This is a genomic window from Rhodococcus sp. NPDC127593, from assembly GCF_042671975.1.
GTDB lineage: Bacteria > Actinomycetota > Actinomycetes > Mycobacteriales > Mycobacteriaceae > Rhodococcus_F.
The window spans coordinates 37951-60989 of sequence record NZ_JBHXWI010000051.1; the positions used below are offsets into that span (position 1 = coordinate 37951).

Annotated in this window: 26 protein-coding genes; 10 read left to right on the forward strand and 16 right to left on the reverse strand. The window is 67.2% G+C overall.

Going from position 1 to position 23039, the window contains the following annotated elements; all coding sequences use genetic code 11:
- Positions 1–5: 5 nt before the first annotated feature.
- The gene (locus ACFVJ3_RS36380; RefSeq protein WP_378456679.1) at positions 6–836 is read left to right on the forward strand and encodes an SDR family oxidoreductase; all 831 of its coding nucleotides are present in this window, start codon (positions 6–8) and stop codon (positions 834–836) included.
- Here ACFVJ3_RS36380 and ACFVJ3_RS36385 read toward each other — a convergent pair.
- Positions 808–1605 (reverse strand): ParA family protein, encoded by a 798-nt coding sequence (locus tag ACFVJ3_RS36385; RefSeq protein WP_378456680.1) that lies wholly within the window; start codon positions 1603–1605, stop codon positions 808–810. The two genes, ACFVJ3_RS36380 and ACFVJ3_RS36385, sit on opposite strands and share 29 nt — an antisense overlap.
- A gap of 69 nt (positions 1606–1674) precedes the next feature.
- On the opposite strand from ACFVJ3_RS36385, the gene ACFVJ3_RS36390 reads away from it, so the two are divergent.
- Together ACFVJ3_RS36390 and ACFVJ3_RS36395 are read left to right on the forward strand one after the other, a co-directional pair.
- On the forward strand, positions 1675–2289 hold the full coding sequence (locus ACFVJ3_RS36390; protein WP_378456681.1) for an acid phosphatase: 615 nt from the start codon (positions 1675–1677) through the stop codon (positions 2287–2289).
- A complete protein-coding gene (locus ACFVJ3_RS36395) occupies positions 2286–2765 on the forward strand; it encodes a GNAT family N-acetyltransferase (protein WP_378456682.1) in 480 nt (159 codons plus the stop codon). Before ACFVJ3_RS36390 ends, ACFVJ3_RS36395 begins: the two co-directional genes overlap by 4 nt.
- Here ACFVJ3_RS36395 and ACFVJ3_RS36400 read toward each other — a convergent pair.
- Entirely contained in the window at positions 2762–3205 is a 444-nt protein-coding gene (locus tag ACFVJ3_RS36400) for a hypothetical protein (RefSeq protein WP_378456683.1), read from the reverse strand. The two genes, ACFVJ3_RS36395 and ACFVJ3_RS36400, sit on opposite strands and share 4 nt — an antisense overlap.
- Positions 3206–3281: 76 nt before the next feature.
- On the opposite strand from ACFVJ3_RS36400, the gene ACFVJ3_RS36405 reads away from it, so the two are divergent.
- Together ACFVJ3_RS36405 and ACFVJ3_RS36410 are read left to right on the forward strand one after the other, a co-directional pair.
- Complete coding sequence (locus ACFVJ3_RS36405; protein ID WP_378456684.1) at positions 3282–4238, forward strand: diacylglycerol/lipid kinase family protein; 957 nt, start codon at positions 3282–3284, stop codon at positions 4236–4238.
- 239 nt (positions 4239–4477) lie between these two features.
- The gene (locus ACFVJ3_RS36410) at positions 4478–4732 is read left to right on the forward strand and encodes a WhiB family transcriptional regulator (RefSeq protein ID WP_005240099.1); all 255 of its coding nucleotides are present in this window, start codon (positions 4478–4480) and stop codon (positions 4730–4732) included.
- A gap of 60 nt (positions 4733–4792) precedes the next feature.
- Here the strand turns inward: ACFVJ3_RS36410 and ACFVJ3_RS36415 are convergent, their stop codons facing one another.
- Together ACFVJ3_RS36415 and ACFVJ3_RS36420 are read right to left on the reverse strand one after the other, a co-directional pair.
- Positions 4793–6295: a sensor histidine kinase gene (locus tag ACFVJ3_RS36415; protein ID WP_378456685.1), complete on the reverse strand. Its 1503-nt coding sequence runs from the start codon at positions 6293–6295 to the stop codon at positions 4793–4795.
- 17 nt (positions 6296–6312) lie between these two features.
- The gene (locus tag ACFVJ3_RS36420; protein WP_005240095.1) at positions 6313–6528 is read right to left on the reverse strand and encodes a biotin/lipoyl-binding carrier protein; all 216 of its coding nucleotides are present in this window, start codon (positions 6526–6528) and stop codon (positions 6313–6315) included.
- 94 nt (positions 6529–6622) lie between these two features.
- Here ACFVJ3_RS36420 and ACFVJ3_RS36425 point away from each other — a divergent pair, with 94 nt between their 5' ends.
- Positions 6623–6697, forward strand: a complete 75-nt coding sequence (locus ACFVJ3_RS36425) for a 50S ribosomal protein bL37 (protein ID WP_022597109.1) — start codon at positions 6623–6625, stop codon at positions 6695–6697.
- 70 nt (positions 6698–6767) lie between these two features.
- Here ACFVJ3_RS36425 and rsrA read toward each other — a convergent pair whose 3' ends face one another.
- Positions 6768–7049, reverse strand: a complete 282-nt coding sequence (rsrA, locus tag ACFVJ3_RS36430; protein ID WP_005240092.1) for a mycothiol system anti-sigma-R factor — start codon at positions 7047–7049, stop codon at positions 6768–6770.
- Positions 7046–7783, reverse strand: coding sequence for a sigma-70 family RNA polymerase sigma factor (locus ACFVJ3_RS36435; protein WP_378456709.1), 738 nt, complete (start codon positions 7781–7783; stop codon positions 7046–7048). The genes rsrA and ACFVJ3_RS36435 overlap by 4 nt, the downstream gene beginning before the upstream one ends.
- Before the next feature lie 98 nt (positions 7784–7881).
- Here ACFVJ3_RS36435 and ybaK point away from each other — a divergent pair, with 98 nt between their 5' ends.
- Positions 7882–8376: a Cys-tRNA(Pro) deacylase gene (gene ybaK / locus ACFVJ3_RS36440; RefSeq protein WP_378456686.1), complete on the forward strand. Its 495-nt coding sequence runs from the start codon at positions 7882–7884 to the stop codon at positions 8374–8376.
- Here ybaK and ACFVJ3_RS36445 read toward each other — a convergent pair.
- The gene (locus ACFVJ3_RS36445; protein ID WP_378456710.1) at positions 8363–9121 is read right to left on the reverse strand and encodes an SOS response-associated peptidase; all 759 of its coding nucleotides are present in this window, start codon (positions 9119–9121) and stop codon (positions 8363–8365) included. The genes ybaK and ACFVJ3_RS36445 overlap by 14 nt on opposite strands.
- A 78-nt stretch (positions 9122–9199) precedes the next feature.
- Between ACFVJ3_RS36445 and aroA the strand changes: the two genes are divergently transcribed.
- Both aroA and rsgA read left to right on the forward strand, forming a co-directional pair.
- Positions 9200–10516, forward strand: coding sequence for a 3-phosphoshikimate 1-carboxyvinyltransferase (gene aroA, locus ACFVJ3_RS36450; protein WP_378456687.1), 1317 nt, complete (start codon positions 9200–9202; stop codon positions 10514–10516).
- The gene (rsgA, locus tag ACFVJ3_RS36455; RefSeq protein ID WP_378456688.1) at positions 10462–11502 is read left to right on the forward strand and encodes a ribosome small subunit-dependent GTPase A; all 1041 of its coding nucleotides are present in this window, start codon (positions 10462–10464) and stop codon (positions 11500–11502) included. The genes aroA and rsgA overlap by 55 nt, the downstream gene beginning before the upstream one ends.
- Before the next feature lie 29 nt (positions 11503–11531).
- On the opposite strand, the gene ACFVJ3_RS36460 is transcribed toward rsgA, so the two are convergent.
- The 6 genes from ACFVJ3_RS36460 to ACFVJ3_RS36485 form a co-directional block, all read right to left on the reverse strand.
- Entirely contained in the window at positions 11532–12770 is a 1239-nt protein-coding gene (locus ACFVJ3_RS36460) for a fatty acid desaturase family protein (RefSeq protein WP_378456689.1), read from the reverse strand.
- A gap of 112 nt (positions 12771–12882) precedes the next feature.
- A complete protein-coding gene (locus tag ACFVJ3_RS36465; protein WP_378456690.1) occupies positions 12883–14139 on the reverse strand; it encodes a fatty acid desaturase family protein in 1257 nt (418 codons plus the stop codon).
- A gap of 62 nt (positions 14140–14201) precedes the next feature.
- The gene (locus ACFVJ3_RS36470) at positions 14202–15317 is read right to left on the reverse strand and encodes a ferredoxin reductase (protein WP_378456691.1); all 1116 of its coding nucleotides are present in this window, start codon (positions 15315–15317) and stop codon (positions 14202–14204) included.
- Between the two features lie 91 nt (positions 15318–15408).
- Positions 15409–15921 carry a DUF6912 family protein gene (locus ACFVJ3_RS36475; RefSeq protein WP_378456692.1) on the reverse strand — a complete coding sequence of 171 codons (513 nt, stop codon included), beginning with the start codon at positions 15919–15921 and terminating at the stop codon, positions 15409–15411.
- Between the two features lie 30 nt (positions 15922–15951).
- Positions 15952–17376, reverse strand: coding sequence for a wax ester/triacylglycerol synthase family O-acyltransferase (locus ACFVJ3_RS36480; protein WP_005240072.1), 1425 nt, complete (start codon positions 17374–17376; stop codon positions 15952–15954).
- The gene (locus tag ACFVJ3_RS36485) at positions 17370–17807 is read right to left on the reverse strand and encodes an HAD-IA family hydrolase (protein WP_378456693.1); all 438 of its coding nucleotides are present in this window, start codon (positions 17805–17807) and stop codon (positions 17370–17372) included. The genes ACFVJ3_RS36480 and ACFVJ3_RS36485 overlap by 7 nt, the downstream gene beginning before the upstream one ends.
- A 105-nt stretch (positions 17808–17912) precedes the next feature.
- Here ACFVJ3_RS36485 and ACFVJ3_RS36490 point away from each other — a divergent pair, with 105 nt between their 5' ends.
- On the forward strand, positions 17913–18437 hold the full coding sequence (locus tag ACFVJ3_RS36490) for an Rv3235 family protein (protein WP_378456694.1): 525 nt from the start codon (positions 17913–17915) through the stop codon (positions 18435–18437).
- 16 nt (positions 18438–18453) lie between these two features.
- On the opposite strand, the gene secA is transcribed toward ACFVJ3_RS36490, so the two are convergent.
- From secA to ACFVJ3_RS36505, 3 genes are all read right to left on the reverse strand, one after another.
- Positions 18454–21324: a preprotein translocase subunit SecA gene (secA, locus tag ACFVJ3_RS36495; protein ID WP_378456711.1), complete on the reverse strand. Its 2871-nt coding sequence runs from the start codon at positions 21322–21324 to the stop codon at positions 18454–18456.
- A gap of 151 nt (positions 21325–21475) precedes the next feature.
- Positions 21476–22153: a ribosome hibernation-promoting factor, HPF/YfiA family gene (hpf, locus tag ACFVJ3_RS36500; RefSeq protein ID WP_378456695.1), complete on the reverse strand. Its 678-nt coding sequence runs from the start codon at positions 22151–22153 to the stop codon at positions 21476–21478.
- 171 nt (positions 22154–22324) lie between these two features.
- Positions 22325–23023 (reverse strand): ComF family protein, encoded by a 699-nt coding sequence (locus tag ACFVJ3_RS36505; RefSeq protein WP_378456696.1) that lies wholly within the window; start codon positions 23021–23023, stop codon positions 22325–22327.
- Positions 23024–23039: the final 16 nt, after the last annotated feature.

Below are 23039 nucleotides of genomic sequence, written 5' to 3' on the forward strand. Positions count from 1 at the left end.
ACGGCATGGCAACCTACGTGATCACCGGTGCCGCCTCGGGCATCGGGGCGGCGAGCCGCCGCACACTCGAGTCGGGCGGTCATACCGTCATCGGAGTCGACCTCGCGCACACCGATGTGACCGCCGACCTGTCGACCCCCGGCGGACGAACCGCGGCGGCCGACGCCGTGAACGAGGCGAGCGGCGGCGTCGTGGACGGTCTCGTCTGCTGCGCCGGACTCGGGTCGCTGTCGCACGTCCCGGGCGGCAAGCTCGTCGCCGTCAACTACTTCGGGGCCGTGGAACTCGTGACGGCCCTGAAGCCCGCCCTCGAGCGCGCGGGCGGCGCCTCGGTGGTGGTGATCTCGTCGAGCAGCACCACCACGCAGCCGGGGATACCCGGGAATCTGGTGACCGCGTGCCTCGACGGCGACGAGGCGGAGGCTGTGCGCATCGGCGACCAGGTGACCGCCATCCCGGCGTACCCGGCGTCCAAGCTCGCGCTGGCCTGGTGGGTTCGACGTGAAGCGGTACGGCCCGAGTGGATCGGCAACGGCATCCGCCTCAACGCGATCGCGCCGGGCATGATCGACACACCGATGACCAGCGGGGACGACCTCGACCCCGAACTGGCGAAGGCGCTGGACTTCTATCCGGTGCCGCTGGGCCGACGCGGACGTCCTGACGAGATCGCCGCGCTCGTCGAGTTCCTGCTCGGACCGGGGTCGACACTGTTCTGCGGCAGCATCGTCTTCGCCGACGGGGGCACGGACGCCCAGTTACGCCAACAGGATTGGCCCGCCGCGTGGAATCCGACGCCGGAAGAACTTACACGGCACTTCCAGGCGAGAACGTAGCGAGTTCGGATCCCGCCCAGTGCTTGGCGAGGTTCTCGGCCAGGTCCCGGTACGCCTGGGCACCCTTGTTCTTTCGCCCCGCCAGCACGGTGGCACCCGACGCCGTCGCCTCCGCGAATCGCACCGTCCGCGGGATCGGCGGAGCGAGGACCGGCAGGTTGTAGCGGTCGGACACGTCGGAGAGCACGTCCCGGCTGTGCGTCGTGCGGGCGTCGTACAGCGTCGGCAGCGCTCCGAGCAGGACCAGGTCGGGGTTGGTGATCTGCTGTACCTCGGTGACCGTCCGCAGCAACTGCCCCACACCACGGTGGGCGAGCGTCTCGCACTGCAGCGGCACCAGTACCGACTGCGCCGCCGTGAGCCCGTTGAGCGTGAGCACACCGAGAGACGGCGGACAGTCGATGATGATCGTGTCGTAGTCGTCCAGCAGCGGCGCCAGAGCGCGCTTGAGGGCGAACTCGCGACCGGGGCGCATGAGCAGCAACGCTTCCGCGCCCGCGAGGTCGATCGTCGCAGGCAGGAGGGCGACACCGTCCTCGGTGTCGATCACGGCGTCCTGCACCGCCAGATCACCCGTCAGCACCTCGTGGACGGAGGCGTCCAGGCGGTCCGGGTTGTGTCCGAGGGAGAACGTCAGACATCCCTGCGGGTCGAGATCCACCACCAGAACCTTCTGGCCCAGCCCGACGAGGGCTGCGCCGAGAGAAGCGACCGTGGTGGTCTTCGCGACCCCACCCTTCTGATTTGCCACTGCAAGAACCGTTGTCACGGCTCGATCCTTACCTACTTCGTCGCCGGAGGCGAGCCATACACGCAGATTGACTGACATGATGGATGGATGCCACCCAGTGATTCGCCGCGCGGCCGTCGGATCGTCCTCCTCCGACACGGCGAAACGGAATGGGCCCGTTGGGGTAAACACACCGGTCGGACCGACATCCACCTCACCGAACTCGGTGAAGCCCAGGCGCGGCGGGTGGGCCCGGCAATGGATGCCCTCGAACTGCGCGACCCCCTCGTCATCGTCAGTCCGCGGCAACGCGCCCAGGAGACGGCGGAGCTGGCGGGATTGAAGATCCAGCGCACCTGGGATGCACTCGCCGAATGGGATTACGGGATCTACGAGGGCATGACGACCCCCGAGATCAGGCAGCAGGTGCCGGACTGGACGGTGTGGACGCATCCGTGCCCTCGCGGCGAGCAGGCCGAGCAGGTCCACACCCGGTGCGACCTCGTACTGTCCGTCGCGCATTCGCAACTCGTCGACCGCGACGTGATCCTCGTCGGGCACGGCCACTTCTCGCGCGCGCTCATCGCCCGTTGGGCGGAGCTTCCCATCAGCGAGGGACGCAGATTCGCGATGTCGCCGGGCGCGTACTCCGTCCTCGGCTTCGAGCACGGGGCGCAACAGGTGGTCAGCCACAACGTGACAAGCGAGGAAGGTGCCCGATGATCAGACGCGCAGTACCCGAGGACGTCTCCGCGATCACCGCGATGATCTACGAACTCGCCGAACACCAGCGGGCCCGCGACGAGTGCACCGTCACCGCCGACCAGATCGACGACGCCCTGTTCGGTACGCACCCGTCCACGTTCGCCCACGTCGCGGCGAACGACGACGACCGGGTCGTCGGGATCGCGGTGTGGTTCCGGAACTTCTCCACCTGGGACGGAACACACGGCATCTACCTCGAGGACCTGTTCGTCAGCCCGTCCGAGCGCGGTTCCGGGCACGGCAAGGCTCTGCTCGCCACACTCGCGAAGGAATGCGTCGACAACGGCTACACGCGACTGTCGTGGTCGGTGGTCAACTGGAACAAGCCGTCGATCGCGTTCTACGAGTCGCTGGACGCCCACCCGCAGGACGAGTGGACCACGTACCGGCTGACCGGGGATCCGCTCGGCCGCCTCGCGTCCGAGGTGAGCTAGCGGTCCGACGAATTGTCGCCGTCGGCGTCGGCCTCCTGGCCGTACTCGGCAGCCATCCATTTCGACGTGGGACTGCTGAACAGGCACCCGAGGGCCGCCACGACGACGACTCCGAGCAGCACACCGAAGAACGGCTGGTGCGAATCGGTGAGCAGCGACCACGCCACCGGGAGCAGGAGCAGTTGGGCGACGATCGCGATCGCCCGCCCCCAGCGCCGGCCGAAGATCAGGGCGAGCCCGGCGGCGAGCACGGCGCCACCGAGAATCGCGAACCAGGCCGCGGTGCCGTATCCACTGCTGACACTCTGGTCGTGCCCCAGCAGTCCCCGGATCACCAGCACCACGGCGACACCGACCGCCACCGCGCCCTCGAGCGACACCAGGGCGCCCGCCGCGCGGACCGTGGTGGGCGTGGACTTGCTGAGAGACGGCTTCGGCACGTCGGCCAGCCTAGAACACCCCGTCGCCGGCGGCCTCGGATGGTGACGCGTGCCGCCCCCGCTAGGCTTGGGCCCCGTGCGCGCGCTGCTGATCGTCAACCCGAATGCCACATCGACGACCCCGGCCGGGCGTGATCTCCTCGCCCACGCGCTGTCGAGCCGGGTGCGGTTGACGGTCGCGCACACGACACACCGCGGCCACGCCGCCGAACTGGCGCAGCAGGCCTGCGTGGACGGGATGGGCCTGATCATCGTCCACGGCGGAGACGGCACCGTGAACGAGGTGGTCAACGGACTGCTCGGCACCCCGGCACCGAAGTCGATGAGCGCGGTGACGGTGGGGCCGATTCCCCCGATCGCCGTGGTCCCCGGTGGGTCGGCGAACGTATTCGCCCGCTCGCTCGGCATCGCGCCCGACCCGGTGGACGCCACCAACCAGCTCATCGATCTCCTCGCCCGCAGACAGCGGCGAAGGATCGGTCTCGCCCACTGCGACAACCGCTGGTTCGCGTTCAACGCCGGTCTCGGCTGGGACGCCCAGGTGTGTGAGGCGGTCGACATGCACCGCAAGAACGGCCGGCCGGCCACGCCGGCGCACTATGTCCGCGCGGCCGTGCGCGTGTTCTTCCGATCGAAATACGCCGAGCCGACGCTCACCGTCGAGGTTCCCGATCACGATCCGGTCGAGGGCGTTCATTACGCATTCGTGTCGAACGCGAGTCCCTGGACGTATCTGAACAAGCGGGAGGTCCACACGAATCCCGACACCACCTACGACACCGGCCTCGGTGTCTTCGCGATGCGGTCCACCGCGATCCTCACCACGCTGCGGGTGGCCCGCCAGCTGCTGACCCCCGGAACCCGCCCGAAGGCGAAGAAGCTGGTCCGGGTCGACGACGTGCCGTGCGTGCGGATCTCCGCGTCGGAGCCCATCGGACTGCAGATGGACGGCGACTACATCGGACTTCGCAAGGTCGTCGAGTTCGTGTCGGTGCCCGAAGCGCTGGATGTGGTCGCGCCGGCGCGAGCCTGAGCAGATCTCGAGAATCCCCGTTTTCACCTAGCGGGAAGTGCCTGCATGGGGTACAAAGGACGGCGCGCCTCGAAGGGCAGCCTAACTACGTGAGCTCCCCCACGGTGCGGCGGTTTTCTATTGACATCCCGCCAGTTCGTGAAAGCATTCACAAGCAACAGTGCGGAAACATTCTCTACGCACACATGAACTCATGAAGACGAAATGGTGCACTACGCACCCAGTTAAGGAGCAGAAGGATGGACTGGCGCCACAAGGCAATCTGTCGCGACGAAGACCCCGAGTTGTTCTTCCCTGTGGGCAACAGCGGTCCGGCTCTCGCGCAGATTGCTGATGCCAAGGTTGTCTGCAACCGCTGCCCGGTGACCGCCGAATGCCTCTCGTGGGCACTCGAGTCGGGCCAGGACGCCGGTGTGTGGGGCGGCATGAGCGAAGACGAGCGACGCGCACTCAAGCGTCGCAACGCTCGGACGCGTGCCCGCACCACCGTCTGATACTTCCGAAGAAGACGGGCCCGGCACCACATGGTGCCGGGCCTTTTGCTTGCCCGCCGGTCAGTACCGCGGCCCACGACGCCCCAGCGGTACGCGTAACACGGCATCCGTTCCACCCTCCGCCCCGGGATGCAGCCCGAGGGAACCGTTCAGCTCGGCGGCCACCAGGGTCCGGACGATCTGCAGACCGAGACGGTCGGACCGCTCGAGGCTGAAACCGGGCGGCAATCCCCTGCCGTTGTCGTGGATCACGACGTCCAGCCACCGCGCAGAGCGTTCGGCCCGCATGGTGACCGTGCCCGGAGCGCCGGGTTCGAAGGCATGCTCGATCGCGTTCTGCACGAGTTCGGTCAGCACCATCACCAGCGGCGTGGCCCGCTCCGCGGAGAACACCCCGAAGCTGCCTTCCCGGCGGACCTTGATCGGCGTACTCACCGTCGCCACGTCGGACAGGATCGGCACGAGGCGGTCGACGACCTCGTCGAGGTTCACTTCCTCGTCCACCGACATCGACAACGTGTCGTGCACGAGGGCGATCGACGTGACACGGCGCACCGATTCGCTCAGCGCCTGCCGGGCTTCCTCGTTGTTGGTGCGCCGTGCCTGCAGTCGCAGGAGTGCCGCCACGGTCTGCAGGTTGTTCTTCACCCGGTGATGGATCTCGCGGATCGTCGCGTCCTTGCTGAGCAGGGCGCGATCCCGCCTCTTCACCTCGGTGACGTCCCGCACGACGACAGCGGCGCCGACCCGCTTCCCGCCGGGTTTGAGGACCAGCGCCCGGAGCAGGACGGTCGCTCCCCTGGCTTCGATCTCCATGCGGCGGCCCGGCTTGTCGGCGATGGTGTCGCGGATGTACCCGGCGACCTCCTGCGACTCGAACGGGTCCGTCACGAGCGACCGTGTGGTGGCGGCGAGGTTCTGACCGATCAGGTCCGAGCTGAGACCCATCCGGTGATAGGCCGACAGCGCATTGGGACTCGCGTAGACCACGCTGCCGTCGGTGTCGAGGCGGATGAAGCCGTCGCCGGCACGGGGACTCGAGTTGGTGTCCGACCGGGCCTCCCGGATCGGGAAGGTGCCGTCGCTGATCATCTGGCACAGATCCTCGGCGCAGTCGAGATACGCGACCTCGAGCGGGCTCTGCGCCCGCTGGTGCGACAGGTTGGTGTCCCGGCTCAGGACCGCGATCACCTCGCCGTTCCACCGCACCGGGACCGCTTCCCCGCGCGGCGGCAGACCCGCGTGCCCGCCGCCGTTCTCGGGGCGGACGACGCTGCCCTCGAGCAGCGCCTGCAGCACCTGCGGGTGTTCCGACTCCGACACGACGGTCCCGACGACGTCCTCGGGGAATGCGGTCGACGCGGTGGTGGGCCTGCAGTGCGCGACGCAGATCACGGTGCCGGTCGGGTTGGTGGCGGCGGAATCCGTTCCGACCCAGAGCAGAACGTCCGCGAAGGAGAGGTCGGCGAGCAACTGCCATTCGCCGACGACTCGCTGGAGATGATCGACGGCCTCGCCGGGCAGGTCGGTGTGTTCGGCGAGCAGGTCGCTCAGTGTGGACATCGTCGGTGGGTGTCAGCTCAGGAGATGACTGCGATCAGATCGCCCTGCTGGATCACGTCGCCGACCTTGACGTCCACGGACGTGACCGTGCCGGGCTCTTCGGCGATGACGGGGATCTCCATCTTCATCGATTCGAGGATGACGAGGGTGTCGCCCTCCTTCACCTCGTCACCCGCGCTCACCACAACCTGATACACCGTCGAAACCATTTCGGCGCGCACGTCTTCTGCCATTGTGATCCTTCACTCCCGGGTATCGAGAAAGCCCTGTTGCAAGGACACCCAACCACACGTGGAAGACTGTGGTGAAAAGAAGGGAGATCTACTCATGGGTAAGCGTGGTCGTAAGAAGCGCAGTCGCAAGGGCAACGCCGCAAACCACGGCAAGCGTCCCAACGCCTGACGCGCCGTAGAACGCACCAGGGGCCGGAAAGCATCACTGCTTTCCGGCCCCTGATTGCTGTTCTGACGGGTTATGCGTCAGGTTCGGTATTCGTGATGAGGATCGTCCGCCGCAACTCGATGGAGAGCCTCTGACGCAGGCTTTCCGGTGCGTGCTCACCGCCGCACTTGCGGTTCACGAGGCTCTTCACCTTCTCCTCGATCCCGTACGCCTCGAGGCACGACCCGCACTCGTCGAGGTGCCTCTGCAGCCGCGCCCTCGACGCCTCGTCGCATTCACGGTCCAACATCAGCCAGACGTCCGCGATGACGGCGGAGCAATCGAGCTGCTCGAATTCGTCCTGCTCGCTCACCGAGAAACCTCCTGCTCCGCGCTCACTACACTGCCGCCGGGCACCTCGCCGGTTTCCCCACGGTTGAATCCACGTTCGCGTGCGACATCGGCGAGCAGACCCCGGAGCTGCTTGCGCCCGCGGTGCAGTCGCGACATCACGGTCCCGATCGGGGTGCCCATGATCTCGGCGATCTCCTTGTACGGGAATCCCTCGACGTCGGCGTAGTAGACGGCCATCCGAAACTCCTCGGGCAGGGCCTGGAGTGCTTCCTTGATGTCGTCGTCGGGGAGCGCGTCCAGGGCCTCGACCTCGGCGGACCGCAGACCGGTCGACGAATGTTCCGCCGTCGCCGCCAGCTGCCAGTCGGTGATCTCGTCGGTGGGGTACTGCGCGGGCTGGCGCTGCTTCTTGCGGTACGAGTTGATGTACGTGTTCGTGAGAATCCGGTACAGCCACGCCTTGAGGTTGGTGCCCTCGCGGAACGAACGGAACGCCGTGTAGGCCTTCACATACGTTTCCTGCACGAGGTCCTCGGCGTCCGCCGGGTTCCTGGTCATCCTCAGAGCAGCGCCGTACAGCTGATCCAGAAGTGGGAGCGCATCCCTTTCGAAACGCGCGATCAACTCGTCCTGTGGCTCGGCCTGGTCTGCCGTCGGACGGTCATGTTCCTGCACGCTGATCCCTTCGGTCGCCGTGGGCGTCAACGTTACCGCCAACTGCAGACGCGACGTGGGCTCCATCACCGAGGACATCACGATACGGACCACTCCCTTCGATGCACTGTTCTTCTGCAGGTACCAACACGCCTCCCGTCCGCTGTGTTCCCGACCGCGTGGCAGAGTGTCTGTCCATGGCCGGAACTGCCACTCCCGCGACGAAGCTGCTCGTCAGACACCGTATCGACCACACCGTGCACAGCTACGCGCACGATGTGCGGGCGGAATCGTACGGTTCGGAGGCCGTCGACGCCCTGGGCGAGACGGTCGGCGTCACCGCCCACCAGGTGTTCAAGACGCTGGTGATAAAACTCGACACCGGCAAGCTGGCGGTGGCGGTCGTGCCGGTGCCGGAGAAACTGTCGCTGAAAGCGGCGGCCGCGGCGCTGGGCGCGGGCAAGGCCGTGATGGCGGAACGCACCGAGGCGGAGCGCTCCACCGGGTACGTCTTCGGTGGCATCTCACCGCTCGGACAGCGCAAGGCACTCCCGACGGTCGTCGACGCGTCGGCGCTCGACTGGGACCGGGTACTGTGCAGCGCCGGCAGGCGCGGACTCGAGATCGAACTCGCGCCCGCAGACCTGGTGCGGCTCAGCGGAGCCGTCACCGCGGCGGTCACAGCAGGCTGATCTGCTCCCCCACCTGCGCGTCGTCACGACCGGCCGTGTCGGGGTCGAGGAGTTCCGGTCCGTTGTTCTTCACACTGTTCACCAGTGTGGACACCCGCCGGACGGTGATGTCGGCGATGGCGTCGGGTGACACCGCGAGCAGATCCGTCGACGCGGGATGCTCGGGATCGAGCCACGCGGTCCACCGGTCGCGCGGCATGACCAGCGGCATCCGGTCGTGCACGTCCTCCAGCTGGGCGGCGGAGTCGACCGTGATGATGCTGCAGCTCAGGACCGGGGGCGACTCCTCGACCGCGGGATCGTGCCAGACCGACCACAGCCCAGCCATGTACAGGCGGGAGCCGTCCTCCGGCGACATGTAGTACGGGATCTTCTTCGCCTTGCCGGTCTTCTTGCCTGCGGCCGCCGCATCGACCTCGGTCTGCCACTCGTACCAGCCGTCCATCGGAACCAGGCAGCGCTTGTATTTGAACGCATTCCGGAAGGCGGGTTTGTTGTCGACCGAATCCGCTCGCGCGTTGAACAGCACCGGCCCCTTGCCGAGCTCCTTCGTCCACCACGGCACGAGCCCCCACCGCATCCGCCGGATCCGCCTGGCGTCGTGGCGGTCGACCACCGTCAGGACCTGCGTGGTGGGCGCCACGTTGTAGTCGGGCGGACCCTCCTCCTCGCCCGCCTCGTTGATCGCATCGAGGTCGGCCGCGAGTGTCGCCGGATTCGCAGTGGTCGCATACCTGCCGCACATGCCCACCAGAGTGGCACGAACCACCGACACCCGCGATACGCCGCCCACCCGGCCCGGCGACCCGCCCGATAGGCGAAGATGGAGACCGTGAGCCTGAGCCTGTGGAACGCCCCCCGTGCCGAAGCGCCCGTCGTCGCGACGGTCGCCCTCCCCGGATCGAAGTCGATCACCAATCGCGCACTGATCCTCGCCGCACTCGCGGACGGTCCGTCCACCCTCACCGGGGCACTGCGCAGCCGGGACACCGACCTCATGATCGGCGCGCTCCGCACGCTCGGCATCAGCATCGAAACGGCCGGCGCCGACACGACGCTGCAAGTCACCCCCGGACCCCTCCAGGGTGGTGCGGTCGACTGCGGCCTCGCGGGCACCGTCATGCGGTTCCTTCCGCCGGTCGCCGCGCTTGCGAGCGGAACGGTTCACTTCGACGGGGACGAGCAGGCGCGCACCCGGCCCCTCGACACGATCCTGGACGCGCTGCGCGGTCTCGGAGCGGACATCGACGGCGACTCCCTCCCGTTCACCGTCCGCGGTGCGGGTTCGCTGCGCGGTGGACGGGTCACGATCGACGCGTCCGGCTCGTCACAGTTCGTCTCCGGGCTGTTGTTGTCGGCGGCGGCTTTCGACGAGGGCATCACGGTGCATCACGACGGCAAGACGGTCCCGTCCATGCCGCACATCGACATGACGGTCGAGATGCTGCGCGAGTCGGGTGTCGAGGTCACGACCCCGGCGACGGGCGGGGAGGCCGACACGTGGCGGGTGAGCCCCGGTGTCGTCCGGGCCGTCGACCGGGCCATCGAACCCGACCTGTCGAATGCCACCGCCTTCCTGGCCGCCGCCGCCGTCACCGGCGGTGAGGTGACCGTTCCCCTGTGGCCGAGCAGGACCACGCAACCCGGAGACGCGATCCGCGAGATACTCCTTGCGATGGGCGCGGACGTCCGGCTGGACGGCGCGAACCTCACCGTCCGCGGCCCGCAGCAGCTGACCGGCATCGACATCGACCTGCACGACGTGGGCGAACTCACGCCGACCGTCGCGGCGCTCGCCGCATTGGCGGACGGGCCGTCGCACCTGCGGGGCATCGCGCATCTGCGCGGTCACGAGACCGACCGGCTGGCCGCACTCGCACACGAGATCAACTCGCTCGGCGGAAACGTCACCGAGACCGAGGACGGCCTCACGATCGTCCCGGCAGAGCTGCACGGCGGGACGTGGCGCTCCTACGCCGACCACCGCATGGCGACCGCGGGTGCCATCGTCGGGCTGCGGGTCGACGGCATCGAGATCGAGGATGTCGGCACCACGGCCAAGACCCTGCCCGGCTTCGAGAACCTTTGGGCCACAATGCTGTCCGCAGCTTCGGGCACCGAGCGGAAGGCGAGCTTCTGAGTCGCAGGCAGTACGACGAGTCCGACGTCCGGGTACGCCCGGGCAGAGGAACGCGCCCGCGCACGAAGACCCGGCCGGAGCACCTCGCCGCGGAGTCGGCGATGGTCGTCTCGGTCGACCGCGGCCGGTGGGGTTGCGTGCTGGGCGGCGACCCAGAGCGTCCCCTCGTCACCATGCGCGCCCGGGAACTGGGCCGCACCCCGATCGTGGTCGGCGACGAGGTGAGCGTCGTCGGTGATCTGTCCGGCAAGCCCGACACCCTGGCACGGATCGTGCGGGTCGCCGAACGCTCCACGGTGCTGCGACGCACCGCCGACGACACCGATCCGTACGAGCGGATCGTCGTAGCCAACGCCCAGCAGCTGCTGATCGTCGTGGCGCTCGCCGACCCGCCGCCACGGACCGGATTCGTCGAACGTGCGCTCGTCGCCGCGTACGCGGGTGGGTTGAGTCCCATCGTGTGCCTGACGAAGAGCGATCTCGAACCGCCCGAGGAGTTCGCGAGCGCGTTCGCCGACCTCGACGTCCCCGTCATCGTGGCCGGTCGCGACGATCCGGTCGAAGAGGTCCTGTCGATGCTGTCGGGCCGACTCACTGCGCTGATCGGCCATTCGGGGGTCGGGAAGTCGACTCTCGTCAACCGCCTCGTGCCCGATGCCGACCGGGCTGTCGGCGTGGTCTCCGGCGTCGGCAAGGGCCGCCACACGTCCACGCAATCGGTCGCGCTGCCGCTTCCGACGGGCGGCTGGGCGATCGACACTCCCGGCATCCGGTCGTTCGGACTGGCCCACATCTCCCCGGAGAACGTGGTGGCCGCGTTCTCCGATCTGGCCGCGGCCATCGAGGACTGCCCGAGAGGATGTACCCACCTCGGCCCGCCCGCGGACCCCGAATGCGCGCTCGACCAACTGGAGGGCAAGGCCGCCAAACGCGTCGACGCGGTCCGTCACCTCCTCACGGCCATCGCGTCCAACGAAGCCTGGTGAGGGACGAACCGCGTCTGTAGCGGAACTTTCTAGCGCGACAGCAGCGCGCGCAGACCGCGGCGCTTGCGGGTGCGCTTGATCGCGGTACTCAGACCCTGACGGCGGCCGGTCACGGGATCGATTGTCGCCGTGGTGTTTCCACCGAACTTGCGCTCCGACGCCGTCTCCGGTGCGTCGTCCGCGGTCGCCTTGAGGTACTTGTTCGGCAACGACAGCTTGGCGATGGTGCGCCACGACTTCCCGTACTGCACGAGGAAGGGCCCGGTCGTGTACGGCAGGTCGTACTTGTCGCACAGTTCCCGCACCCGCACGGCGATCCCCGCGTAGCGGTTGCTCGGCAGGTCGGGGAACAGGTGATGCTCGATCTGGTAGCTGAGGTTGCCGGACATGAAGTCCATGAGCTTGCCGCCCTCGATGTTCGCGCTACCGAGCATCTGCCGCAGGTACCACTGGGCCGGCGTTTCCTTGTCGATGTCCGCCTTGGTGAACTTCTCGGCGCCGTCCGGGAAGTGCCCGCAGAAGATGATCGCGTTGGTCCACACGTTGCGGATCATGTTCGCGGCGATGTTGGCAGTGAGCGTGCTCTTCCACGCGGGACCCGTGACCGCGGGGTGGATGACATAGTCCTTGAGGATCTGCTTGCCGACCTTCTCGCCCACCTCGCGGAGCTTGCGCTGGGTCTCCTCGCTCGGCACGCGCCCCTTGGCGACCTTGCCGAGTTCGAGATGCTGCGCCGCGATTCCGTACTCGAAGAACAGCGCAAGCAGGGTGTTGTACAGGAGATTGCCGGCGTTGAACGGCTTCCACCGCTGGTCCCGCGTGACGCGCAGCAGCCCGTATCCCACGTCGTCGTCCATGCCGAGGACGTTGGTGTACTTGTGGTGAATGTAATTGTGCGTCTGCTTCCAGTGAGCGGACGGTCCCGTGACGTCCCACTCCCACGAGGTGGAGTGGATCTCGGGATCGTTCATCCAGTCCCACTGGCCGTGCATGACGTTGTGGCCGAGCTCCATGTTCTCGATGATCTTCGAGAGGGAAAGCAAGGCCGTGCCCGCCAGCCAGGCGGGACGCCGCTTGCTCGCGAAGAGGACGGCTCGGCCACCGATTTCGAGGGAACGCTGCAGTCTGATCGTGTTTCGCACGTAGCGCGCGTCACGCTCCCCGCGGGACTCTTCGATATCGCGCCGGATCGCATCGAGCTCGCGTCCGAGCGACTCGATGTCGGCTTCGGTGAGATGTGCGTATTCCTTGACGTCTGCAATCGCCATGGGGGACCTCCTCCTGGCTGGGTCGACAGTTCACACCCGATAGGCGCTGACTCGACCTACCGTACCGTAAGTTACGACACCGTAGGTTACCTGAGTGTAGGTGTGAGTGAAATCACCGTCGGCGTCGAGGAATCTTGGCCTCCGCGCGGGCGCGCAACGCCGACAGCAGACCCCGCCGCTGCCCCGTGACGGGATCCGTGCGCAACGTCTCGACCATGGCGGCACCCGCATCACGGGCGTCGCGGAATTTGCGTTCCGAGGACGTCTCCGGGGCGTCGTCCGCCGTCGCCCGCAGGAACCGGTCGGGCAGGGCGAGCTTGTGGATCGTGCGCAGAGCCAGCAGGTACTGCTTGGCGAGTGACCCCGTCGTGTACGGCAGGTCGTACTTCTCGCACAGCGCCCGGACCTTCACCGCGATCTCCGGGTACCGGTTGCTCGGCAGGTCCGGGAACAGGTGATGCTCGATCTGGTAGCTGAGATTGCCGCTCATGAATCCCATGATCTTGCCGGAGTCGAAATTGGCGCTACCGAGCATCTGCCGGAGATACCACTCGTGCTGGGTCTCGTTCTCGTATTCGTCCACTGTGAACTTCTCGGCACCGTCCGGGAAGTGCCCGCAGAAAATCACCACATAGGCCCACAGATTCCGCACGAGGTTGGCGGTGGCGTTGGCCGACAACGTCGACTTCCACGCAGGCCCCGCGAGCACCGGGAACAGGAGGAAGTCCTTGCCGACCTGGCGGAAGATCTTGCGAGCGAAATCCTTGTTGGCCTGAGAATTGAGCTGCCCCTTCTCGGCACCCTCGAGTTCGGCGGCGAAGGTGAGGTCGTGGAGCGCGATCCCCCACTCGAACGTGGCGGCCAGGATGACGTTGGCGACGGGTTGCAGCAGATTGATCGGCCGCCACTCCTCGTCGCGGGTCATCCTGAGGATGCCGAATCCGACGTCGGAGTCCATTCCCACAATGTTGGTGAACGTGTGGTGGGAGTAGTTGTGCGCCCGCTTCCAATGCTCCGAGGGGCCCGTCTGATCCCACTCCCACGACATGGAGTGGATCTCCGGATCGTTCATCCAGTCCCACTGGCCGTGCATCACGTTGTGACCGAGTTCCATGTTCTCGATGATCTTCGAGAGGGAAAGCAAGGCGGTGCCCGCAAGCCACACCGGGCGGTAGCGGCTTCCGAACAACGCAAGCCGGCCACCGAGCTCCAACAGCCGTTGCGCCCTGATGGCCCGGCGGATGTAGCGGGCATCGCGAACGCCCCGCGAATCCTCCACGTCGAGCCGGATCGCATCCAACTCACGCCCGAGCGATTCGATGTCCGCTTCGGTCAGATGCGCGAACTCTTTGATGTCGGTGATCGCCACCGTGCTCCTCCGTCTGGTGAGAGTCCGAGAATAGCGGAGTCAGGTGAACAACACGCTCACGCTCACGCGTCGAGCGTGCAGTCCCCTGCCGCCGCGGAGATACAAGTCTGGACTCGGTCACCTTCGGCGTGCTGCTTGCCGGACCTCAGGTCGATGGCGTGCCCGGCAAGAATCGGCACGACACAGGTCTGGCAGATACCCATCCGGCAGCCGAACGGCATCAGTGCACCAACCTGCTCACCGGCCTCGAGGAGAGTGGTGGCGCCGTCGATCGTCACGGTCTTGTCTGCCTTGGCGAACGTGACGGTCCCGCCCTCGCCGGACGTGTCCGCGCGGGAGACGGCGAACCGCTCGAGGTGCAACTTGCCCTCGATGCCCTCGTCGCGCCACAGCGTCTCGATCTCGTCGAGCATCGGCAGCGGCCCGCAGGCCCACGTCTGCCGTTCACGCCAGTCGGGACACACCTCGTCGAGCGAGGACAACGCGAACTTGCCCTGGCTGCGGGTGAGCTGGATCTTGCACCGGAAGTCGTCGTGCTCCTCGTGGAGCTGGATCAGCTCGTCGGCGAACATCACGTCGGCGTCGGTGGGTGCCGAGTGGACGTGGAAGACGTCGGGGAGCTGACCGCGCCGGTTCATCGTGCGCAGCATCGCCATGACAGGCGTGATGCCGCTGCCCGCGGTGAGGAACAGGATCCGCTCCGGCGGCGGGTCGGGCAGCGCGAAGTTGCCCGTGGGGGTCGCGAGCCGCACGATCGTTCCCGAGGGCACACCGTTGACGAGGTGACTCGACAGGAATCCCTCGGGCATCGCCTTGACGGCGATGGAGATGAGCTTGTCGTCCCAGTTCGGCGGCGAGGTGAGCGAGTACGAGCGCCAGTGCCAGCGTCCGTCGATGTGCAGACCGATGCCGATGTACTGGCCGGGCTCGTAGTCGAAGTCGAATCCCCAGCCCGGCTTGATGACGATCGTGGCCGAGTCCGCGGTCTCCGCGCGCACCTCCACGATCTGCCCACGCAGTTCACGAGCCGACCACAGCGGGTTGGCCAGATGCAGGTAGTCGTCGGGCAGCAACGGCGTCGTGAGCCGTGCCGCCGCGCCCCGCAACCAATTGAGCTTGGACCGCTTGGCGGGCACGACCGCTGCTGCGGGCGCCTCGATCCAATCCTTCAGACCCATCCGACCTCCACCTTTTCCGTCACGACCTACGCTACCGTAGGTTATCAAGTTACGGTACCGTAGGTTACCCCGAAGTAAGAGGACGTGCCGGTCAGAGCAGTTCGAGCAGGAACGGAAGCTCCTGGGTGGCGTACCACGCCAGCACATGATCCTCCGCGTCACCGAGAACGAACTCGGCGTCCGGGTCCCCGAGATCGGCCTCGTCGATCGCCGACACGGCTCGTTCGATGTCCGGCTCCGCCTCCGCGAGGTCCACGTGCACCGACGCGACCGTGCCGATCGTCACGGGACCGGGCAACCGGACCACGGCGTCGTCGAGGTCCGGCCGCGGCGTCACGTCGTCTACGTCCGCCGCGACCACGGCGCGACGGAAGCGAACCCCGTCGCTCCCGCTCTCCCCCACCCGGCCGGCGATCAGTCGCAGCGAGGCCCGGGCCGCCTCGGCCATCGCGACCTCGGCCAGTTCTTCGTCGTCGCCCGACGAGTACGCCTCGCGGAGCGTGGGGGTGACGGCGAAGGCGGTACGGCTCATTGGATCGAACTCCCGGTCGGTGACGAGCCGGTGGAGGATCTCGATCGTCGCGGGAACGTACACCCTCGTCATGCGTCACCCGTCATTCGCACCGCGGACTTCTCACCGGCTGGCATCCAACAACTCCTCGAGAGATTCGTACAGCAGCGCCGCCACCACGTCCACGTCGGCCATGGCGTCACGGTCTGCATTCAAACCGTAGTAGACGTTGCCGTCGTAGGACGTCAGGCCGATGCTCAAAGTCTGGTTTTTCAGCAGGGGCGACACCGGATACATCTCGAGCATCCGCGCTCCTCCGACATACAGCGGCAGCTGCGGGCCCGGTGCGTTGGTGATCATCAGGTTGAACATCCGCTGCGAGAAACTGCTCGCGACACGGGCACTCATCGCGTGCAGCGTGGCGGGCGCGAAACCCGACAAACGCACCAGGGTCTCCGCGGTGACCCGCTGACTCTGTTTGGCGTGCGCCTCCATGGCGTGCGCCACGTGAGACAGCCGCACCACGGCATTCGGTTCCCCGACCGGCAGGTCGATGAGGAACGACGACACCATGCTTCGCGGATCCGCCCACTCACCGCGGCGTGACGCCTCGTCGTCGGCCTCGGGATCCGTCGCGTACACGGACATCGGGACCATGGCCCGGACCGTGGTCGACTCGGCCACCGGTTCGCCGCGCGAGAGCAGCCAGTACCGCATCGCGCCCGATACGACGGCGAGGATGACGTCGTTGACCTCGCACCCGTACTGCGCGCGGATCTTCCGGTAGTCACCCAGTTCGGTCTTGACCACCGCGAAGCGTCGATTGCGCGAAATGGTCGCGTTCAGCGGACTCGCCGGCGCCACCTGCGTGGCGGTGCGCACGACGGCGGCGACCTTGCCGACGGCGCGCACTGTCTCGCCGAGCGCAGACGCCATGTCACCCAACGTCATCCGCAGCGCCGCCAACCCTTCGCCCGGCCTCGCCACCATCTCCGCCAGTGCCCCGGCGATGAGAGTGGACTCACTGGGGGCGGGGCTCGGCATCCACAGTTCCTCGGCCATGGGCCGCCGGGTCTTCGCCGGGTCCAGGATCACCTGACCGATCTCGAGCGCCGTCTCGCCGTCGACCAGCGAGGAATGGGACTTCGTGAAGATGGCGAAGCGGTTGTTCGACAACCCCTCCACCAGGTACATCTCCCACAGCGGTCGCGTGTTGTCGAGTGGCCGGGACGTGAGCCGCGCGACCAGATCGTGCAACTGGGCATCCGATCCGGGCTTCGGCAGCGCCGACCGCCGGACGTGGTATTCGATGTCGAAGTCCTGGTCGTCCACCCACACCGGCCGCGACAGTCCCAGCGCCACCTCCCGCACCTTCTGCCGGTAGCGCGGCACCAGGCTCAGCCGTTCCTCGACGAGGCTCAGTAATTCCTCGTAGGACAACCCGTTTCGCGGCTTGCGGAAGATCGCGAGCGACCCCACGTGCATCGGCGTACTGCTCGCCTCGAGAAAATAGAACGACGCGTCCTGCGTAGTCAGTCTCGTCACCATGTCGGCGCCTGTCCCCCTTGCATCCCGTCTCGATCGACCTCGAGAAGTATCGCTATCTCGTCCGCGGTGGCGCCGCCGTCGACGTGGTGGATACCCACCATCCCGACGGCCACCGCACCCCGGACATTGACCGACAGGTCGTCGACGAAGATACAGTCCCCCGGGGTCAGACCGAGCGCGTCGGCCGTCATCCGGTAGATCCGCGGATCAGGCTTGGCGACACCGACATCCCCGGACAGCACGACCTGATCGACCAGCCGGCCGTCACCGAGTTCCCGCAGCCACTGCGCGCCGGGACCACCGGGATCGTTGCTGAGGATCGCGGTCCGCACCCCACGGATCCGGGCACCGGCCAGGACGGACGACAGGCCGTCCATGTCCGAACCGGGACCCGCGAGAACTCCTCCGAAGTCCAATATCAATCCCCGCACGTCCCCACCCTAGGGTCCGCTCCCCGGTTCGGCGACACGACGACGGGATCCGTGCGAGTATGACCGCTACGACGGCCGTCTCATGCCGAAACCGGGGGGTAAGAAATGAGTGAGTCCTACACGTTCCTGTCACGGGTGCCGCGCTTCGAGCCGGTAGCCGGCGACGTTCCCGCGCCGCCTCTGCCGGGGCGTTCGGCGGCGCCGTCGGGCGGGCGGCACGCACCCGGGCGCAGCAGGCACCGCTCGTCGCCCCACTCGGGAGCGTCGCCGCGCACCGCCGTGACGCAGCCGGGAACGCTTCCTCTTCCGTCGCCGGACGTCCAGCGGTTCACGGAGCAGGCGTTCCGGCTGGTCCTCGAAGTGCTGGATCGGCGCCGCAACGTGCGGCAACTGCGGCCGCTGGTGACGCCGTCGCTCGTCGACGTCGTGCGCACGCTCGCTCTGTCGGAGTCGCCCGCCCGGCGACTCGGTGTCGCGACGCTCGTCCGCGTGCACCTGCGCGCGGTGGAGCCGTGCGCGTTCGAGGCCTTCGGCACCTACGGCCGGGGACCGCGGATCTTCGTGATCGCAGCCCGTGTCGAACAGCAGTCCGACACGGGCTGGACCGTCACCTCGCTGGTGATCGGCTGATCTTCTGCTCCTGCGGTCAGCGCTTGCGCTTGGTCCGCGGGGCCTTCTTGCTCTTCGACTGCGACCGCGCGGCCTCACGCCGCTGGCGACGGGTTCCGGCGTCGGCGGCATCGTCCGACTCGGCCGCGCCGCGGCGGCTGAGCTGGGCGTTGCCGTCCTCGGCAGGCCCGGAGTACGTGAGCCCGCGGGGCTCGCCGTCGTCCAGTCCCTTCGCGCGGAGAGCGGACGGTGCCGCCGTGCCCTGCGCCTGCTGCGCCGCCTCCTGGGTGGGCAGTGGCCGCGGCGCTGCCGGAGCGGGCGAGGCCGACGCCGTCGCCGCTGCGGACGCCGCGGTGACGCTGACGCCCGGGGCCGGTGCCGCCTGCGGGGCGGCCGCCTCGACCTGAAGGTTGAACAGGAATCCGACCGACTCCTCCTTCAGACCCTCGAGCATGCCGCCGAACATGTCGAAACCTTCACGCTGGTACTCGACGAGCGGATCACGCTGGGCCATCGCCCGCAGGCCGATGCCTTCCTTGAGGTAGTCCATCTCGTAGAGGTGTTCGCGCCACTTGCGGTCGAGCACGCTCAGCAGGACCCGGCGCTCCAGTTCGCGCATCGATCCCTCGCCGGCGACGCCGTCGATCTCGGCCTCGCGCCGGGCGTACGCGTCGTGGGCGTCCTTCAGCAGGGTCTCGCGCAGCTCGTCGGCGGTGATGTCCGTGGTCTCACCGTCGTCGCTGTCGCCGACCAGTTCCTTGTAGTCGAGGCCGACCGGGTACAGCGTCTTGAGGGCCGTCCACAGTTGTTCGAGATCCCAGTCCTCGACGTATCCCTCGGCGGTGGCGCCGTCGACGTAGGCGGTGACCACGTCGGTGATCATCTTCTCGACCTGGCCCTCCATGTCCTTGCCTTCGAGGATCTGGCGGCGCTCGTTGTAGATGACGGTGCGCTGCTGGTTCATCACCTCGTCGTACTTGAGGACGTTCTTGCGGATCTCGAAGTTCTGCTGCTCGACCTGCGTCTGTGCGCTCTTGATGGCCTTCGAGACCATCTTCGCCTCGATGGGGACGTCGTCGGGCAGGTTGAGCCGGGTCATGATCGACTCGAGCGCCGCGCCGTTGAACCGTCGCATCAACTCGTCGCCGAGCGACAGGTAGAACCGCGACTCACCCGGATCGCCCTGACGGCCGGACCGGCCGCGCAACTGGTTGTCGATACGCCGGGACTCGTGCCGCTCGGTGCCGAGGACGTAGAGCCCGCCCGCTTCGCGAACCTTGTCCGCGTCGGCCTTCACCTCGGCCTTGACCTGGTCGAGGACGTCGTCCCACGCCGCCTCGTAGTCGTCGGGCGTGTGGACGGGGTCGAGGCCCTGCTTGCGGAGCGCGATGTCCGCGATGATGTCGGGGTTGCCGCCGAGCACCACGTCGGTACCACGACCGGCCATGTTGGTCGCCACGGTGACGGCGCCCGACCTGCCGGCCTCGGCGATGATCTGGGCTTCCTGCTCGTGGAACTTCGCGTTCAGCACATTGTGCGCCACGCCGCGCCTGGTGAACTGCTTCGACAGGTACTCGGACCGCTCGACGCTGGTGGTGCCGATCAGGACCGGCTGGCCCTTCTCGTGCCGCTCCACCACGTCGTCGACGACGGCGTCGAACTTGGCTTCTTCGGTCTTGTAGATCAGGTCGCCGTTGTCGACGCGGACCATCGGCCGGTTGGTGGGGATCGGGATGACACCGAGGTTGTAGATCTGGTGCAGCTCGGCGGCCTCGGTTTCGGCCGTACCCGTCATGCCCGACAGCTTTTCGTAGAGGCGGAAGTAGTTCTGCAGCGTGATCGTGGCGAGGGTCTGGTTCTCGGCCTTGATCTCGACCTTCTCCTTGGCCTCGATCGCCTGGTGCATGCCCTCGTTGTACCGGCGGCCGACGAGGACGCGGCCGGTGAACTCGTCGACGATGATCACTTCGCCGTCGCGGACGATGTAATCCTTGTCCTTCGTGTAGAGCTCCTTGGCCTTGATGGAGTTGTTCAGGTAGCTCACGAGCGGCGAGTTGGCGGCTTCGTACAGGTTGTCGATGCCGAGCTGGTCCTCGACGAGCTCGACGCCGGCCTCGTGGACGCCGATGGTGCGCTTGCGGATGTCGACCTCGTAGTGCACGTCACGCTTGAGCAGCGGCGCGATGCGGGCGAACTCCGCGTACCACTTGCTCGACGCGTCGGCGGGGCCGGAAATGATGAGGGGTGTCCGGGCCTCGTCGATGAGGATGGAGTCGACCTCGTCGACGACGGCGAAGCTGTGACCGCGCTGGACGAGATCGTCCAGGGAGTGCGTCATGTTGTCGCGCAGGTAGTCGAACCCGAACTCGTTGTTGGTGCCGTATGTGATGTCGGCCGCATAGGCTGCGCGACGCTCGGCGGGCGACATGCCGGACAGGATCACGCTGGTGTCGAGGCCGAGGAAGCGGTGGACACGGCCCATCCACTCGGAGTCGCGCTTGGCGAGGTAGTCGTTGACCGTGACGACGTGCACGCCGTCCCCGGCGATCGCATTGAGGTACGCCGGCAACACGCAGGTCAGGGTCTTGCCCTCACCCGTCTTCATCTCGGCGATGTTGCCGAAGTGGAGGGCGGCGCCGCCCATGATCTGCACGTGGAAGTGCCGCTGGTCGATGACCCGCCAGGACGCCTCGCGGGCGACCGCGAACGCCTCGGGCAGCAGCTCGTCGAGCGTCTCGCCGTCACGGTAGCGGGCGCGGAACTCCTCGGTCTTCGCGCGGAGTTGCTCGTCGGTCAGGTCTTCGACCTCGGGCGACAGCGAGGAAACGTGGTCGGCGATGTGCTTGAGCCGCTTGACCATGCGACCTTCACCAACACGGAGCAGCTTCGATAGCGACAGCGACGGCACAGTCTTGTTCGTCCTCAATCTTCGGCAGTGGATGGGTGACACACAAAATCCGGCCGGAGGTCCGAGAACCCCGGCCGGATTCCATGGTAGGCGCTTCCGCGATCGGACGAGTAGACCGACCGCTCCGATCGTCAGGCGGAACGGGTGTACATCACGCCAGACGTATCAATCCGTAGTCGAACGCGTGCCGCCGGTAGACGACGGTCGCCTTGTCCGACTCCTTGTCGTGGAACAGGAAGAAATCGTGTCCTACCAGCTCCATCTCGTACAAAGCGTCGTCGACGGTCATCGGCGTGGCCTTGTGTTCCTTGGTACGCACGACATGACCCGGTGTGTGCTCGTCCGACACCTGACCGTCCAGGGAGATGTCGGGACTGATGCCGAGACTGTCGTCCTCGGCGAGTGCGGCGGTGGCCTCCGCCACCGACACCGGGGTCTTTTCCCCGTAGTGGACCTTTTTGCGATCCTTGGTGCGGCGGAGCCTGCTCTCGAGCTTGGCGGTCACCGACTCGAATGCTGCATAGAAACTGTCGGCGCATGCCTCGGCTCGGGCTACCGGCCCCTTGCCTCGGGCAGTGATCTCGACGCGCTGGCAGTTTTTCCTCTGGCGTCGATTGGGTTCGTGGTGAAGTTCGACATCGAACAGAAATATGGAGGGATCGAAGCGCTCGAGGCGCGACAGCTTCTCGGAGACGTACACGCGGAAGTGGTCGGGTACCTCGACGTTGCGTCCCTTGACGACGATCTCGGCGTTGGGGGTATCCGTCTTCTCTTGTGCATCCGATGTGCTGTCGTCGACGAAAACCGAGGCTTGCGAAGGGGTCGTCACTCGTACCTCCCGATTACGGCCCCGCCCCTTGATGGGCGGCGGCGAGTTTGAGCAATGCCGGAAGGGGGTCCGCCCGGCACCAGGTTCGAAGTTCCACCTCCTACCTGTGTTTTCGGGTGTGTCCGCGACGCTAGTACGTAACGCGCGCGAGTGCCACTGTTCGGCAGAATTTCATCTGACACCCGCCACGACGACCACCGCGCTCACTCGGATACCCACCCCCGACAGCACTCGGACCGACTCGGCCGCGGTCGCCCCGGTGGTCGACACGTCGTCCAGCAATACCACCGAGACCCGGTGCAGTGCTGCCGGTTCCGACGCGAGGTGCCGCGCGAATCCTTCACCCTTGCGCGTCAACCGGACGCCACCCTCGAGGTTTACTCGACGTTGATCCGCGCTCAGTCCGACCGAATCGCGCACGGCGCGCCGCATCACGAGCGCGGGGCACACGCGCCTGTCCCCCACCGCGGCGACGGCGATCCGGGTGACGGGGTCGCCGCCGCGTGCACGGGCCGCCCGGGGACGCGTCGGAGCCGGCACCAGAACCACCGGGGCCACGTCCGGTGGGTCGAGTTCACCCCACTGCTGCAGACGGCCCAGGGCGCCCGCGACGGCGGATCCGAGGGGCGCAGCGAGATCGCGCCGCCCGCGTTCCTTCGCGGCGATCACGGCGCGGCGGCGGGCACCCGAGTACGTTCCGAGGGCCCACACCCCGACCCCGGGATCGACGCGGGGCCGGAGCAGCACGGGATCGTCGGCCAACTCCGTGGCGCAGCGGGCACACCACTGCGTGCCCGGCACCCCGCACCCGCCGCATTCGGCGGGCAGGATCAGGTCGAGCAGGTTCCGGAGGCCGGGCAGGGCGCGCATGCGGGCAGTATCGGCG

Bases quoted from the DNA above. Each gene is read 5' to 3' on its own strand.
- ACFVJ3_RS36415 (WP_378456685.1), bottom strand. From the start codon at position 6,295: ATGTCCACACTGAGCGACCTGCTCGCCGAACACACCGACCTGCCCGGC.
- ACFVJ3_RS36490 (WP_378456694.1), top strand. From the start codon at position 17,913: ATGAGTGAGTCCTACACGTTCCTGTCACGGGTGCCGCGCTTCGAGCCG.
- aroA (WP_378456687.1), top strand. From the start codon at position 9,200: ATGGAGACCGTGAGCCTGAGCCTGTGGAACGCCCCCCGTGCCGAAGCG.
- ACFVJ3_RS36505 (WP_378456696.1), bottom strand. From the start codon at position 23,023: ATGCGCGCCCTGCCCGGCCTCCGGAACCTGCTCGACCTGATCCTGCCC.
- ACFVJ3_RS36480 (WP_005240072.1), bottom strand. From the start codon at position 17,376: ATGGTGACGAGACTGACTACGCAGGACGCGTCGTTCTATTTTCTCGAG.
- ACFVJ3_RS36395 (WP_378456682.1), top strand. From the start codon at position 2,286: ATGATCAGACGCGCAGTACCCGAGGACGTCTCCGCGATCACCGCGATG.
- ACFVJ3_RS36390 (WP_378456681.1), top strand. From the start codon at position 1,675: ATGCCACCCAGTGATTCGCCGCGCGGCCGTCGGATCGTCCTCCTCCGA.
- ACFVJ3_RS36380 (WP_378456679.1), top strand. From the start codon at position 6: ATGGCAACCTACGTGATCACCGGTGCCGCCTCGGGCATCGGGGCGGCG.
- ACFVJ3_RS36420 (WP_005240095.1), bottom strand. From the start codon at position 6,528: ATGGCAGAAGACGTGCGCGCCGAAATGGTTTCGACGGTGTATCAGGTT.
- ACFVJ3_RS36445 (WP_378456710.1), bottom strand. From the start codon at position 9,121: ATGTGCGGCAGGTATGCGACCACTGCGAATCCGGCGACACTCGCGGCC.
- ACFVJ3_RS36475 (WP_378456692.1), bottom strand. From the start codon at position 15,921: ATGACGAGGGTGTACGTTCCCGCGACGATCGAGATCCTCCACCGGCTC.
- ACFVJ3_RS36470 (WP_378456691.1), bottom strand. From the start codon at position 15,317: ATGGGTCTGAAGGATTGGATCGAGGCGCCCGCAGCAGCGGTCGTGCCC.
- ACFVJ3_RS36460 (WP_378456689.1), bottom strand. From the start codon at position 12,770: ATGGCGATTGCAGACGTCAAGGAATACGCACATCTCACCGAAGCCGAC.
- ACFVJ3_RS36435 (WP_378456709.1), bottom strand. From the start codon at position 7,783: ATGTCCTCGGTGATGGAGCCCACGTCGCGTCTGCAGTTGGCGGTAACG.
- ybaK (WP_378456686.1), top strand. From the start codon at position 7,882: ATGGCCGGAACTGCCACTCCCGCGACGAAGCTGCTCGTCAGACACCGT.
- ACFVJ3_RS36410 (WP_005240099.1), top strand. From the start codon at position 4,478: ATGGACTGGCGCCACAAGGCAATCTGTCGCGACGAAGACCCCGAGTTG.